Here is a 14390-nt window from a genome sequence, read left to right as displayed (position 1 = left end):
ATGCCGGTGTCCACCATCCCGACCGCCCACACCTCCACCGCGGCGGCCGTGCCGACCATCGTGGTCGTCGGACACGGCATGGTCGGCCAGCGTTTCCTGGAGGCCCTCGCCGACCGGGGGCTGACGGCCACCGCCGGAACCGCCCGGGTCGTCGTCCTGTGCGAGGAGCCGCGCGCCGCCTACGACCGGGTGCAGCTGACCTCGTACTTCTCCGGGAGGACTCCGGAGGACCTGTCGCTGGTCGAGCAGGGTTTCATGGAGCGGCACGGCTTCGAGCTGCGGACCGGCGACCCCGCCGAGTCCCTGGACCGTGAGGCCCGCACGGTGACCGCGCGTTCCGGCGAGACCTTCCGTTACGACACGCTGGTGCTGGCCACCGGCTCCTACCCGTTCGTCCCGCCGGTCCCCGGCAAGGACAGCGAGGGCTGTTTCGTCTACCGCACGATCGAGGACCTGCTCGCGATCGAGGAGTACGCGAAGACGGCGACGACCGGCGCGGTCGTCGGCGGCGGGCTGCTCGGTCTGGAGGCGGCGGGCGCGCTGAAGGGGCTCGGACTCGACACCCACGTGGTGGAGTTCGCGCCCCGGCTGATGCCCGTCCAGGTCGACGAGGGCGGCGGCGCGGCGCTGCTGCGCACCATCGAGAACATGGGGCTCACCGTCCACACGGGCGTCGGCACCCAGGAGGTCACCGCCGGCGAGGACGGCTCGGTGAACGGGATGTCGCTCTCCGACGGCTCCTCGCTCGCCACGGACCTGGTGGTCTTCTCGGCCGGGGTGCGGCCCCGCGACCAGCTGGCCCGGGACTGCGGTCTGGAGGTCGGGCAGCGCGGCGGCATCGTCGTCGACGAGGAGTGCCGCACCTCCGACCCGGCGGTCTTCGCGATCGGCGAGTGCGCGCTGGCGTCGGACGGCCGGGTGTACGGCCTGGTGGCGCCCGGATACGAGATGGCGCAGACGGCCGCGGCGGTGATCGCGGGCAACGAGGCGGCGTTCACCGGCGCCGACCTGTCGACGAAGCTGAAGCTGCTCGGTGTGGACGTGGCGTCCTTCGGTGACGCCCACGGCACCGCCGAGGGCTGCCTCGACGTCGTGTACGCGGACTCCCGCTCCGGTGTCTACAAGAAGCTGGTGATCGGCCGGGACGGCACCCTGCTCGGCGGGGTGCTCGTCGGGGACGCCGACCAGTACGGCACGCTGCGCCCGATGACGGGCACGGTCCTGCCGGTCGCCCCCGAGCAGCTGGTGCTGCCGGCCGGCGCGGGCGGCCCGGTCACCCTCGGCCCCGCCGCGCTGCCCGACGAGGCGGTCATCTGCTCCTGCCACAACGTCACCAAGGGGGCGATCTGCGAGCACACCACACTGCCCGAGGTGAAGAAGTGCACCAAGGCCGGTACCGGTTGCGGCAGTTGCGTCAAGGTCATCGGCCAGCTGCTCCCGAAGAGCCAGGACAAGGGCCTGTGCGGCTGCTTCGCGTACACCCGCAGCGAGCTGTACGAGATCGTCCGCACCCTGGGGATCACCTCGTACGCCGAGCTGCTGGACTCGCACGGCCGTGAGGCCGCGCGCGGTGGCGACGGGTGCGAGGTCTGCAAGCCGACCGTCGGTTCGGTCATCGCCTCGCTGGCGCCGACGGTCGGCGCGAGCGGCTATGTCCTGGACGGCGAGCAGGCGGCTCTCCAGGACACCAACGACCACTTCCTCGCCAATCTCCAGCGCAACGGCTCGTACTCGATCGTGCCGCGCATCCCCGGCGGCGAGATCACCCCGGAGAAGCTGATCGTGATCGGCGAGGTGGCACGGGACTTCGGCCTCTACACCAAGATCACCGGTGGTCAGCGGATCGACCTGTTCGGCGCCCGCGTCGACCAGCTGCCGCTGATCTGGACCCGGCTGGTCGACGCGGGCTTCGAGTCGGGGCACGCGTACGGGAAGTCGCTGCGGACGGTCAAGTCCTGTGTGGGGCAGACCTGGTGCCGCTACGGCGTGCAGGACTCGGTGAGGATGGCCATCGACCTGGAGCTGCGCTACCGGGGCCTGCGCTCACCGCACAAGCTGAAGTCGGCGGTCTCCGGCTGCGCCCGCGAATGCGCCGAGGCGCGCGGCAAGGACTTCGGGATCATCGCCACGGCCCAGGGCTGGAACCTGTACGTGGGCGGCAACGGCGGCGCCACCCCGCGCCACGCGGACCTGCTCGCCCAGGACCTGTCGGACGCCGAACTCGTGCGGCTCATCGACCGGTTCCTGATGTTCTACATCCGCACGGCGGACCGGCTGGAGCGCACCTCGGCCTGGCTGGAGCGGATCGACGGCGGCCTGGAGCACGTACGGGACGTCGTCGTCCATGACTCGCTGGGACTCTGCGACGAGCTGGAGCGGCTGATGGCCGACCATGTCCGCGGCTACCGGGACGAGTGGGCCGAGACCATCAACGACCCGGAGCGGCTGCGCCGCTTCGTGACGTTCGTCAACGCACCCGACGCGCCGGACCCGTCGGTGAAGTTCGTCCCGGAACGCGACCAGGTCAAGCCCGACCTGGACATCCTCGCGGGCCCGGTTCTCGCCATCCGCACTCTTGAAGGGACAGCCTCCTGATGACGACGCAGACGATGACCGGGACGCCGGAGACCACGCGGGACACCCGGGTGATCCGGCTCGCCGCCGGGGACGGCTGGCTGACGGTCTGCGACCGCGCGCTGCTGACGCCCGGCCGCGGGGTCGCGGCGCTCCTCCCGGACGGCAGGCAGGTCGCGCTGTTCGTGGACCGGGCGGGACGTACGTACGCGATCGACAACCGTGATCCGTTCACCGGCGCGTACGTCCTCTCGCGCGGACTGGTCGGTTCGGACGGCGGGCAGCCGTTCGTCGCCTCCCCGCTCCTGAAGCAGCGTTTCGACCTGGCCACGGGGGCCTGCCTGGACGACGACGAGGTCTCGGTGCCGGTCTTCGAGGTCCGCGCGGACTGATCGCATTCCGTTCACCGCGCATTGACGCTGCGTCAACCGCGTCCCTCTACTGTCCTGACGTTCGACCCGCCGGGCCGACCGGACCGGCGGGCCCTCACGTCACCCGTGGAGTGATCGTGGAACGTCGGACCTTCTTGCGCACAGCGGTGATCGGCGGCTCGGCCACCGCGCTCGGCGGCACCCTGTGGCGGGGTGCCGCCTTCGCCGGCCCGGCCCAGCCGGCCACCGGCCCGTACGGCGCGCCGCAGGCGGCCAACAGCGACGGCATCCTGCTGCCGGGCGGCTTCACCAGCAGAATCGTCGCCCGCTCGGGGCAGAGCGTCCCCGGCACCTCGTACGCCTGGCACAGCGCACCCGACGGGGGCGCCACGTTCAGCGACGGCAGCGGCTGGATCTACGTCTCCAACTCCGAGGTCTCCTCGGGCAGCGGCGGCGGGGCGAGCGCGGTGCGCTTCGACTCCTCCGGCACCGTCACCTCCGCCTACCGGATCCTGTCCGGCACGGACAACAACTGCGCGGGCGGCCGCACCCCGTGGAACACCTGGCTGTCCTGCGAGGAGGTCAGCCGCGGTTTCGTCCACGAGACCGACCCCTGGGGCGTGAACGCGGCCGTGCGGCGTCCCGCACTGGGCCGCTTCAAGCACGAGGCGGCGGCCGCCGACCCGGACCACGGATACGTCTACCTCACCGAGGACGAGACGGACGGCCGCTTCTACCGCTTCCGCCCCACCACCTGGGGCGACCTCTCCTCCGGCACCCTTCAGGTCCTGGTCGCGGGCACCGGCACCTCGGGCCCGGTGACCTGGTCGACGGTCCCGGACCCGGACGGCTCACCCACCCTGACCCGCTACCAGGTCTCCGGCGCCAAGGTGTTCAACGGCGGCGAGGGCTGCTTCTACGCGGCGGGGACCTGCTGGTTCACCACGAAGGGCGACAACCGGGTGTGGGCGTACGACGCGAACGCCTCCAGCATCTCCCTCGCCTACGACGACTCGCTGGTCACCGGCGGCAGCGCCCCGCTGACGGGCGTCGACAACGTCACCCGGTCCGCGTCGGGTGACCTGTACGTCGCCGAGGACGGCGGGAACATGGAGATCTGCCTGATCACGCCGGACGACACCGTCGCCCCGTTCCTGCGGATCAACGGCCAGTCCGGCTCGGAGATCACCGGCCCGGCGTTCTCCCCGGACGGCACCCGGCTCTACTTCTCCTCGCAGCGCGGGACGAGCGGAAGCTCGTCCGGCGGCATCACCTACGAGGTCACGGGTCCGTTCCGCCGCTGAGCACCGCTCCCGGCCGTGCGGTGCCCCGAACGGCGCCGCACGGCGTCCTCCCCCGCCGTCAGGCGGGCTGACCGCCGGCTTCGACGGCCGACGGGTCCATCCAGACGACCTCCCAGATGTGGTGGTCCGGGTCCTGGAAGGAGCGGCCGTACATGAAGCCGAGGTCCTGGGTCTCGTTGGCGGGCGATCCGCCGGCGGCGAGCGCGGCGTCCGCCAGCTCGTCCACCTTCTCGCGGCTCTCGGCGCTCAGCGCCAGGATCACCTCGGTGGACTTCGAGGCGTCCGCGATCTCCTTCTTGGTGAAGTCCTTGAACCTCGGCTCCTCCAGGAGCATGGCGAAGATCGTGTCGCTGATGACGAGACAGGCGGTGCGTTCGTCGCTGAACTGGGGGTTGAAGGAGTACCCCAGCTTGCCGAAGAAGCCCTTGGTCGTCTCCAGGTCCTTGACCGGCAGGTTCACGAAAATCATCTGAGGCATGACCGTCTCGCTCTCTCGGGCTGGTTCCCGTGCGCTGTTCTCGAACTGTTCTACGACAGGTAGACGCCGGGTCCGCCGGAAACTCATCGGCGCCGGACGAAAAATCCTTCCCGCGCCGCATCCGCCGGAAAACCTGCCCTGCCGTCTGCGGGAGAGCCCTCGGGACCCGGCGCTCAGGAGACCGCGAGCGGCGCGCCGCCCCGCAGCAGCGAGCCGCCCAGCGGGGTGAGGGTGTGCAGGACCGAGCTGCCGTGGCGCAGGGTGTGGACCAGGCCCGCCTCGCGCAGCACGCTGGCGTGCTGGCTCGCCGAGGCGAGGGAGACACCGGCCCGGCGGGCCAGCTCGCTGGTGGTGCAGCCGTCACCGATGACCTTCAGGACCGTCGACCGGGTGTTCCCGAGCAGCCGGCCGAGCCACGGGCCCGGTTCGGCGAAGACCGGGGCGGTGGCGTGGGTGACCGGATAGACGAGCACCGGCGGGAGCAGCGGGTCGCGGTAGACGACCGGGGTGCCCCGGCAGAAGAAGGACGGCTGGAGCAGCAGGCCCCGGCCGTCCAGGTGCAGTTCGCGGTCGACCGGGTAGTCCGCCTCCAGCACGGGCGCGCGCCAGCGGATCACCGGCGGGAGCGAGGCCAGAAGTTCGTCGGTGCCACCGTCCAGGAGCGCCCGGCCCCGGACCGCGCGGTCGGCCTCTATACGGGCCTGGATGTGCGGCCAGTACGGCTCGACGGCGGCCCGGTGGTAGGCGCGCAGGACCCCGATGAGCCGGCCCAGGGGCTCGGCGCGCCCCTCCCCCAGCGCGTCCGGCGCCACGGGGCGGACCGGGTGCCGGGCCGCGCCTCGGCCGCCCATGGCCCGCTGGGCGCCCAGCAGCGCCAGTTCCGCTCGCAGCCGTTCGGGCGGGGTGTCGCGCAGGGCCTCGATTCCGGTGGCGAAATCCATGGGCTCGGCGACGCCTTCCTGAGAAGGCGTCAGAAAGTCCGGGAAATAGCCGTGCGGTGGAACCAGGGAGGACAGCAGACGCACTTCCCCATTGAGCCTCGGTCGCGCCTCGGAGCGCCATTTCCCGAAGACCGTGGAAGCCCGGCGGTCTCTCAGCCGGTGAAAGCTGAGAATGGTCTCCCATAATGCGTCCGGCCCGGTGGCCATCCGCACCTTGGAAAGGTCCCATCCGGACACATGGATACGCAGCACCGAACCCCCACCCCTTGCACCCGCAATTCCCCCCGCGCAAGGGTATGCGAAGCGTAACTACACGTCACCACGGGGTTTCGGCCAGAGGTGAAACGTCTCGCCCCGACCCACCGTCACCCGAAAAGCTGTACGTCGTCGAGTGCGATTCCGAAGCCACCGGAAGAGCGAGTGAAGGCCGTGGGGGGTTTCGCTCGCTCGGCGGCGGTTGGTGACGGTGCGGCTCCGCCCTCGACGGGGGTAAGCCGGGTGCGGCCCATGGGTGGGGATCCAGGGGCCGCACCCGGGTCCGTTCCGGACGCGTCTCTTTGCGCATTGAACGAAGCAATGCATAACCGCCCCGCAGAAAGCGCTCACATTCCGGCGCGCGCCCCGGGACGGCATGGGGTTCACCCAGAGCTCCGTGAACATGACAAGGCGGCGGCACCCCCGCACAGGGTGCCGCCGCCTCCGGGAATTCCGCGGCCGCCGGCGGACCGATGAGGGTTGTCCGGTCCCTCGGCAGCCCGCGGAATCAGTGGTTCCGGCGCCTCAGCGGCTGTCGCTGCCCCGCGACCCGGCCGCCGCCCTGCCCGCCTCCAGACGGGCCACCGGGATACGGAACGGCGAGCAGGAGACGTAGTCCAGGCCCACCTCGTGGAAGAAGTGCACCGACTCCGGGTCTCCGCCGTGCTCACCGCAGACGCCGAGCTTCAGGTCGGGACGCGTGGCCCTGCCGGCCGCGACAGCGCTGCGCACCAGCGACCCCACGCCGTCCTTGTCGATCGTTTCGAACGGCGACACCCCGAAGATGCCCTTCTCCAGGTACGCGGTGAAGAACGAGGCCTCCACATCGTCACGGGAGAAGCCCCACACCGTCTGGGTCAGGTCGTTGGTGCCGAAGGAGAAGAACTCCGCCGCCTCCGCGATCTGGCCCGCGGTCAGCGCGGCGCGCGGCAGCTCGATCATCGTGCCGATCTTCAGCTTGAGGTTCGTGCCCGTGGCGGCCTGGACCTCGGCGATGACCCGGTCGGCCTCCTCGCGGACGATCTCCAGCTCCTGGACGGTGCCGACGAGCGGGATCATGATCTCCGCGCGCGGGTCGCCCTTGGCGTTCTTGCGCTCGGCCGCAGCCTCGGCGATCGCCCGTACCTGCATGGCGAACAGACCGGGGATGACCAGACCGAGCCGGACCCCGCGCAGACCGAGCATCGGGTTCTGCTCGTGCAGCTTGTGCACGGCCTGAAGCAGTCGCAGGTCGTTCTCGTTGGCGTCCTTGCGGGACTCCGCGAGCGCCACCCGGACCGAGAGCTCGGTGATGTCGGGCAGGAACTCGTGCAGCGGCGGGTCGAGCAGCCGTACGGTGACGGGCAGCCCGTCCATCCCCTCGAACAGCTCGATGAAGTCGGCCTTCTGGAGCGGCAGCAGCTGCTCCAGGGCCGTCTCGCGCTCCTGGTCGGTGTCGGCCAGGATCAGCTTCTCGACCATCTCGCGGCGCTCACCGAGGAACATGTGCTCGGTGCGGCACAGCCCGATGCCCTGGGCGCCGAAGCGGCGGGCCCGCAGCGCGTCCTCGGCGTTGTCCGCGTTGGCCCGCACCCGCAGCCGGCGCACCCGGTCCGCGTACGCCATGATCCGGTGCACGGCGGCCACCAGTTCGTCGGCGTCGTCGGCGCCCGCGTGCATCCGGCCCTCGAAGTACTCGACGACCGGGGACGGTACGACGGGTACCTCACCGAGGTACACCTTGCCGGTCGAGCCGTCGATGGAGACGACGTCCCCCTCCTCGACGACCCGTCCGCCCACCGTCATCCTGCGCCGCTTGGTGTCGACCTCCAGGTCCTCGGCACCACAGACGCAGGTCTTGCCCATGCCCCGGGCGACGACGGCCGCGTGCGAGGTCTTGCCGCCGCGCGAGGTCAGGATGCCCTCGGCGGCGATCATGCCGTCGAGGTCGTCGGGGTTGGTCTCGCGGCGGATGAGGATGACCTTCTCGCCGGAGCGGGACCACTTGACCGCGGTGTACGAGTCGAAGACGGCCTTGCCGACCGCGGCCCCCGGCGACGCGGCGATGCCGCGGCCCAGCCGCTCCGGCCCCTTCCCGTCGGCGGCCGCCGAGTCGTCGAAGCGCGGGAACATCAGCTGCGCCAGCTGTGCGCCGTTGACCCGCTGGAGCGCCTCGGCCTCGTCGATGAGCCCCTGGTCGACGAGCTGGGTGGCGATCCGGAACGCGGCACCGGCGGTGCGCTTGCCGACCCGGGTCTGGAGCATCCACAACTGGCCGCGCTCGATGGTGAACTCGATGTCGCAGAGATCCTTGTAGTGGGTCTCCAGCGTCTCCATGATCTGCATCAGCTGGTCGTACGACTTCTTGTCGATGGTCTCCAGCTCGGCGAGCGGCACGGTGTTGCGGATGCCCGCGACGACGTCCTCGCCCTGCGCGTTCTGCAGGTAGTCGCCGTACACACCCTGGTGGCCGCTCGCGGGGTCGCGGGTGAACGCGACGCCCGTACCGGAGTCGGGGCCGAGGTTGCCGAAGACCATCGAGCAGACGTTGACCGCGGTGCCGAGGTCGCCCGGGATGCGCTCCTGGCGGCGGTAGAGCTTCGCCCGGTCGGTGTTCCACGAGTCGAAGACCGCCTTTATGGCCAGGTCCATCTGCTCGCGAGGGTCCTGCGGGAAGTCGCGTCCGGCGTCCCGGGTGACGATCTTCTTGAACTGCTTGACCAGCTTCTTCAGGTCGGCCGCGTCGAGATCCACGTCGACCGTGACGCCCTTGGCCACCTTCGCGGCCTCCAGCGCCTCCTCGAAGAGGTCGCCTTCGACGCCGAGGACGGTCTTGCCGAACATCTGGATCAGACGGCGGTAGGAGTCCCAGGCGAACCGCTCGTCACCGGACTGGGCGACGAGGCCGACGACGGAGGCGTCGGAGAGGCCGATGTTGAGGACCGTGTCCATCATTCCGGGCATCGAGAACTTGGCACCGGAACGCACGGACACCAGCAACGGGTCGTCGGCCTGCCCGAGCTTCTTGCCCATCCGCGCCTCAAGGGCGTCGAGGTGCGCACTCACCTCGTCGCGCAGCGCGGCCGGCTCCTCGCCGCTGCCGAGGTAGACCTTGCAGGCCTCGGTGGTGATGGTGAAACCCGGAGGGACGGGAAGCCCGAGGTTGGTCATCTCGGCGAGGTTGGCACCCTTCCCGCCGAGAAGGTCCTTCAGTTCCTTGTTGCCCTCGGTGAAGTCGTAGACGAACTTCTGAGGGTCTTCGTTTTCCGACACGAGTCTCGACTCCTCGACGACGCGGTGGCTGCCCTGACGGCGAGGAACATACCCAGATCGAAGGTGTCCCGGTACGTCCACTTGCCCGTCGTACGGCCTCAACCACCCGTCCGCCAGCAGATCGAAAGTGACCCCATGAGTGAGCCGACCCGCCCCGAACCTTCAAGACTTGAACGCATTCCTACGGAGCGTCCTCGAAGGGCGCGAGAAACGTGACAACGAGTAAGGGAAGCGTCGATCGATCAAAGTGGGGGCACCTGGCACCCAGTGCCACCATTTGAGAAGTGCAGTCGATTATTTAGCGCTCATACGAGCGACACCCTTCTCAAGGTGGCGAGAATCACGCCACAGAGGCCGCTCAGATGTCACCATCCGGACGCCTCCCAGGTAGCCCCAGGTGTCCCAGTAATCACTCAGCGGAAGGCAAGGGCGCCTCGCGGGCGCACGCGGCATCACTTCCCGGCCCGATCGGCCGATTCGCGCGGGATAATCCGCTCAGATGAGCAAAGCCTTCGAGGAGGCACCGGGTGCCCCCTCGAAGAGGCCGTGTCAGCCGCCCGACGTGTCCAGTTCCGCGTCCTCGCCGACGCCCGCGCAGTCGTACGGGTCCTTCAGCCAGCCGTCCGGGAGCACCACCCGGTTGTTGCCCGAGGTGCGCCCGCGCGGACCGTCGGCGCCGTCCGGCCACGGCTGGTCCAGCTCCAGCTCGTGCAGCTGGGAGCCGAGCTCCTCCAACGACGAGGTGACCGCCAGCTTCTTGCGCATCTCCGAGCCGACCGCGAAGCCCTTCAGGTACCAGGCCACATGCTTGCGGAAGTCGATCACGCCACGGGTCTCGTCACCGATCCACTCCCCCAGCAGCGTCGCGTGCCGCAGCATGACGTCCGCGACGGTGCGCAGGGTGGGCGCCTGCCGGATCCCCGTGCCCTCGAACGCGCTCACCAGGTCGCCGAAGAGCCAGGGGCGGCCGAGGCAGCCCCGCCCCACGACCACGCCGTCGCAGCCGGTCTCGCGCATCATCCGCAGGGCGTCGTCCGCGCACCAGATGTCGCCGTTGCCGAGGACGGGGATCTCCGGGACGTGCTCCTTGAGCCGGGCGATGGCGTCCCAGTCGGCGGTGCCGCCGTAGTGCTGGGCGGCCGTCCTGCCGTGCAGGGCGACGGCCGTGACGCCTTCCTCGACGGCGATCCGGCCGGCGTCGAGGAAGGTGATGTGGTCGTCGTCGATGCCCTTGCGCATCTTGATGGTGACGGGCAGGTCGCCCGCGTTGGAGACGGCCTGGTTGAGGATGGCACGCAGCAGCGGCCTCTTGTACGGGAGCGCCGAGCCGCCGCCCTTGCGGGTCACCTTGGGGACCGGGCAGCCGAAGTTCAGGTCGATGTGGTCGGCGAGGTCCTCGTCGACGATCATGCGTACGGCCTTGCCGACCGTGACCGGGTCCACTCCGTACAGCTGGATCGAGCGCGGGGTCTCGGTCGCGTCGAAGCGGATGAGCTGCATGGTCTTCTCGTTGCGCTCGACCAGCGCCCGCGTCGTGATCATCTCGCTGACGAACAGCCCCTTGCCGCCCGAGAACTCCCGGCACAGGGTGCGGAAGGGCGCGTTGGTGATGCCGGCCATGGGGGCCAGGACCACCGGCGGCTGCACGGTGTGCGGGCCGATGCGGAGCAGCTGGGGCGTGGGGGCGAGCGTGGTCATTCCCCCATTGTCGCGTACGCCGGGAACTGCTCCGGCGACGGCGGGGACGGGCCGGGACAGGACGGGACGGGCCGGGGGTGTGCACGGGTGCGGGCCGGGTCGTGCGGGTCCGCTGTCAGTGCGCACACGTAGCGTGAGGAGACCGCTACCGGACCGGCGAACAAAGGACATGACGACGGCATGACGACCATGAACTCGACCCGCCCCTCGCTCCGCACCGCTTCGACGGCCTCGGTGACCGGCGCGCCCCCGACCCGCCGCGCTCTGCTCTCGCTCGGCACGGCGGGGGCGGCCGGTGTCCTGCTCCTCTCCGCCGCGGGTCCCTCCCGGGCCGCCGCGCGGGCCCCCGGTCCCGGCGCCGCGACCGTCCGGCTGCGCGCACTGGAACGCGTCCATGGCGCCCGGGTCGGCGCGTTCGCGTACAACCTGGCCACCGGCGCCGCCGTCCGGCACCGGGCCGACGAGCGGTTTCCCGTGCTCTCCACGTTCAAGACGCTCGCCGCGGCGGCCGTGCTGAGGGATCTGGACCGGGACGGCGACGTGCTCGGCCGGCTCGTCCGCTACACGGAGGCGGACTGCGTGGCCGATTCCCCGGTCACCGGCACCGAGGAACACCTGGCGAACGGGCTGACCGTCGCCGGACTCTGCGACGCGGCGATCTGCGACAGCGACAACACGGCGGCCAACCTGCTGCTGCGCGAACTGGGAGGCCCTCGTGCGATCACCCGCTTCAGCCGCTCGATCGGTGACCGGGCGACCCGGCTCGACCGCTGGGAGCCCGAGCTCAATTCGGCCGAGCCCCGGCGGCTCACGGACACCACCACCCCGGCCGCCATCGCGGCCGACTACGCCCGGCTCGTCCTCGGGGACGTACTGGACCCGGGCGACCGCGAGCGGCTGACCGGCTGGCTGCTGAACTGCCGGACCAGCGGGACCCGATTCCGGGCCGGGCTGCCGCCGGAGTGGACGGTGGCGGACAAGACCGGCGGCGGCTCGTACGGCAGCTGCAACGATGTGGGCATCGCCTGGACACCGGACGGAACCCCGGTGGTGCTGGCGGTGCTGACGGCCAAACCCGATGCGGATGCGGCGGGGGACCATCCACTGGTGGCCGCCGCGGCGGAAGTACTGGCAGCGGAAGTCGTTAGTTAGCCGTACTATCCATGCATGCCTGAGCTGAGCCACCGGCGGCGGATGCTCGTCCTGGCGATCTGCTGCATGAGTCTTCTGATCGTCAGCCTCGACAACACCGTCCTCAACGTCGCCCTTCCCGCCATGCGCCACGACCTGCACGCGAGTGTCTCGGGGATGCAGTGGACGATCGACGCGTACACGCTCGTCCTCGCCTCCCTGCTGATGCTCGCGGGTTCCACCGCCGACCGGATCGGCAGGCGCAAGGTCTTCATGGCCGGGCTCGTGCTGTTCACCCTGGGCTCGGCGCTCTGCTCGCTCGCGCCCAGTCTGGAAGCGCTCATCGCGTTCCGGATGGTGCAGGCCGTCGGTGGCTCCATGCTCAACCCGGTGGCGATGTCGATCATCACCAACACCTTCACCGACCCCCGCGAGCGCGCCCGCGCGATCGGTGTCTGGGGCGCTGTCGTCGGCATCTCTCTGGCCGCGGGACCGGTGGTCGGCGGGCTCCTGGTCGATTCGGTCGGCTGGCGGTCGATCTTCTGGATCAATCTCCCGGTCGGTCTCGCCGCGCTCGTGCTGACCTGGCGGTACGTCTCCGAGTCCCGCGCCCCGAAGGCGCGCCGCCCGGATCCGGTGGGCCAGCTGCTGGTGATCACGCTGCTCGGCTCGCTGACGTACGCGATCATCGAGGCGCCGCAGAGCGGCTGGACCTCGGCGGAGATCCTGTTCTTCGCCGCGCTCGCCGCGGCCTCGCTCATCGGCCTCCTGGTGTACGAGGCCCGGCGCACCGACCCACTGATCGATCTGCGGTTCTTCCGCAGTGTCCCCTTCAGCGGGGCCACCGTCATCGCGGTCTGCGCCTTCGCCGCTCTCGGCGGCTTCCTCTTCGTCAACACGCTCTACCTCCAGGACGTGCGGGGCCTGAGCGCACTCGCCGCCGGTCTCCACATGCTGCCGATGGCGGCCGTGGTCTGTGTCCTGTCGCCGTTCTCGGGCCGGCTCGTCGCCAGTCGCGGGCCGCGCGTCCCGCTGCTGATCGCGGGCGTCGCGATGGCGGCGAGCGGGCTGATGTTCGCGGCGTTCGACGCCGAGACCGGCACGGCGTCGATGTTCACCGCCTATGTGCTGTTCGGCCTGGGCTTCGGCGCGGTGAACGCGCCCATCACCAACACCGCCGTCGCCGGAATGCCGCGGGCCCAGGCGGGCGTCGCCGCGGCGGTCGCCTCGACCAGCCGCCAGATCGGCCAGACACTGGGCGTCGCGGTGATCGGCGCGGTCCTCGCGGCGGGGGTGGCCGGCGCCGGATCCTCGTACGGCGGCGGATCGGCGGACGGCTTCGTCGCGGCGAGCAGGACCGCCTGGTGGATCATCACCGGCTGCGGAATGTGCGTCCTGCTCGTCGGCGCGGTGAGCAGCGGGCACTGGGCCCGGGGCACCGCCCGCCGGACCGCGGAACGGCTGGCGGAGCCCTCGGGCACGGCCGCGTCCGGTGCGCCTGCGGGCCGGTCCCCGGCGGCGGACACCAGGACCTGAAGCCGGCCCTCCGCACTCGTGGCCGAGGGCCGGCCCTCGGCCACGACCACCACTGCCTGAACGTGTCCGGCCATCGACGGACGTGGCCGCGGTCATGAGACGCGTCACCGCGGCCACGTCCATGACGGAGGTGCGCCATTCCTCGTTCGTGAAGGCCGGCAGCATGACGTTGCGGTCCGCGACCGGGACGGCGTCGATGTCACACGGCATCCGGCCGTAGGCGCGGTTGTGGGCGAGGATGTCGTACCGGCTGTTCTGTACGGAGGACGACTCAGCGGGCGGCGCTGGCGCTGGGTGTGGCGACGCTCGGTTCACTGTTCCCGGCGCCGGCGCCGGGCTCAGGCATGCGGGACGCGCTGATCGTGACGCTGCTGGTCCGGCTCGCGGCGGTCGCCCTGACGGCCCTGCTGAGCCTTCGGCTGCCGCGCAGGGTGGCGTGAGGGCGGGGCGCGGGTACGGGCGTGGGCCCGGAACACCTGATTGAGGTGTTCCGGGCCCACAGTCGTACGGGTGATGCGAACCGTTCTCCCGGACGCTCCCCGGGAGTTCTCCGCGCGGAGGCGTCAGCTCCGGGCGGGCGCGTCCTGCTCGTCCTGCTCCGGGGTGTCCTGCCCGGCGGCGGGGGTGGCGTCCGGCTGCCCGGTTCCGGCGGCGCGCTCGCGCATCCTGCGCAGCAGCTCCGCCTTCTGCTCGGCGGCCGTCCTCCGGTCGGCGTTGCGCTCGGGTCCGACGCCCTGCTGTTCGGCGCGGGACACCTTCTTGCGCTGTCCGCCGACGCCGAGGAGGTTGTTACGGCTCTTGGCCACGGGGTTCTCCCATTCGTGGTGAAAGTGAGGTCTCGAAAGACCCT

At 70.7% G+C, this 14390-nt stretch carries 10 protein-coding genes and 2 pseudogenes; 6 read left to right on the top strand and 6 right to left on the bottom strand.

Annotation, left to right across the window (positions count from 1 at the left end; all coding sequences use genetic code 11):
• From nirB to ACZ4LX_RS16790, 3 genes are all read left to right on the top strand, one after another.
• Window positions 1-2595 (top strand): nitrite reductase large subunit NirB, encoded by a 2595-nt coding sequence (gene nirB, locus ACZ4LX_RS16800; protein ID WP_467642093.1) that lies wholly within the window; start codon window positions 1-3, stop codon window positions 2593-2595.
• Window positions 2595-2966, top strand: coding sequence for a nitrite reductase small subunit NirD (gene nirD, locus ACZ4LX_RS16795; protein WP_467642095.1), 372 nt, complete (start codon window positions 2595-2597; stop codon window positions 2964-2966). Before nirB ends, nirD begins: the two co-directional genes overlap by 1 nt.
• Before the next feature lie 116 nt (window positions 2967-3082).
• Window positions 3083-4249, top strand: coding sequence for an alkaline phosphatase PhoX (locus ACZ4LX_RS16790; RefSeq protein ID WP_467642096.1), 1167 nt, complete (start codon window positions 3083-3085; stop codon window positions 4247-4249).
• A 58-nt stretch (window positions 4250-4307) separates the two neighbouring features.
• Here ACZ4LX_RS16790 and ACZ4LX_RS16785 read toward each other — a convergent pair whose 3' ends face one another.
• From ACZ4LX_RS16785 to dusB, 4 genes are all read right to left on the bottom strand, one after another.
• Window positions 4308-4727, bottom strand: a complete 420-nt coding sequence (locus ACZ4LX_RS16785) for a VOC family protein (protein WP_467642098.1) — start codon at window positions 4725-4727, stop codon at window positions 4308-4310.
• Between the two features lie 173 nt (window positions 4728-4900).
• The gene (locus ACZ4LX_RS16780) at window positions 4901-5920 is read right to left on the bottom strand and encodes an ArsR/SmtB family transcription factor (RefSeq protein ID WP_467642100.1); all 1020 of its coding nucleotides are present in this window, start codon (window positions 5918-5920) and stop codon (window positions 4901-4903) included.
• Window positions 5921-6448: 528 nt separating this feature from the next.
• Entirely contained in the window at window positions 6449-9175 is a 2727-nt protein-coding gene (ppdK, locus tag ACZ4LX_RS16775) for a pyruvate, phosphate dikinase (RefSeq protein ID WP_467642102.1), read from the bottom strand.
• A 549-nt stretch (window positions 9176-9724) separates the two neighbouring features.
• Window positions 9725-10873, bottom strand: coding sequence for a tRNA dihydrouridine synthase DusB (dusB, locus tag ACZ4LX_RS16770; RefSeq protein ID WP_467642216.1), 1149 nt, complete (start codon window positions 10871-10873; stop codon window positions 9725-9727).
• 189 nt (window positions 10874-11062) lie between these two features.
• On the opposite strand from dusB, the gene bla reads away from it, so the two are divergent.
• Entirely contained in the window at window positions 11063-12025 is a 963-nt protein-coding gene (bla, locus tag ACZ4LX_RS16765; protein WP_467642218.1) for a class A beta-lactamase, read from the top strand.
• A 15-nt stretch (window positions 12026-12040) separates the two neighbouring features.
• The gene (locus tag ACZ4LX_RS16760; protein ID WP_467642104.1) at window positions 12041-13540 is read left to right on the top strand and encodes an MFS transporter; all 1500 of its coding nucleotides are present in this window, start codon (window positions 12041-12043) and stop codon (window positions 13538-13540) included.
• Window positions 13541-13684: 144 nt separating this feature from the next.
• On the opposite strand, the pseudogene ACZ4LX_RS16755 reads toward ACZ4LX_RS16760, so the two are convergent.
• A pseudogene (locus tag ACZ4LX_RS16755) lies at window positions 13685-13750 on the bottom strand (hypothetical protein); the annotation flags it as partial.
• Window positions 13751-13788: 38 nt separating this feature from the next.
• Here ACZ4LX_RS16755 and ACZ4LX_RS16750 point away from each other — a divergent pair.
• A pseudogene (locus tag ACZ4LX_RS16750) lies at window positions 13789-13980 on the top strand (MFS transporter); the annotation flags it as partial.
• Window positions 13981-14103: 123 nt separating this feature from the next.
• On the opposite strand, the gene ACZ4LX_RS16745 reads toward ACZ4LX_RS16750, so the two are convergent.
• On the bottom strand, window positions 14104-14346 hold the full coding sequence (locus tag ACZ4LX_RS16745; RefSeq protein WP_467642106.1) for a DUF6243 family protein: 243 nt from the start codon (window positions 14344-14346) through the stop codon (window positions 14104-14106).
• Between the last annotated feature and the right edge of the window lie 44 nt (window positions 14347-14390).

This window comes from Streptomyces sp. NPDC026062, from assembly GCF_055568375.1.
Note: the sequence above shows the minus strand (reverse complement) of the source record. Positions and strands in the feature narration are given on the sequence as shown.

Bases quoted from the DNA above. Each gene is read 5' to 3' on its own strand.
- nirB (WP_467642093.1), top strand. From the start codon at position 1: ATGCCGGTGTCCACCATCCCGACCGCCCACACCTCCACCGCGGCGGCC.
- nirD (WP_467642095.1), top strand. From the start codon at position 2,595: ATGACGACGCAGACGATGACCGGGACGCCGGAGACCACGCGGGACACC.
- ACZ4LX_RS16785 (WP_467642098.1), bottom strand. From the start codon at position 4,727: ATGCCTCAGATGATTTTCGTGAACCTGCCGGTCAAGGACCTGGAGACG.
- dusB (WP_467642216.1), bottom strand. From the start codon at position 10,873: ATGACCACGCTCGCCCCCACGCCCCAGCTGCTCCGCATCGGCCCGCAC.
- bla (WP_467642218.1), top strand. From the start codon at position 11,063: ATGAACTCGACCCGCCCCTCGCTCCGCACCGCTTCGACGGCCTCGGTG.
- ACZ4LX_RS16760 (WP_467642104.1), top strand. From the start codon at position 12,041: ATGCCTGAGCTGAGCCACCGGCGGCGGATGCTCGTCCTGGCGATCTGC.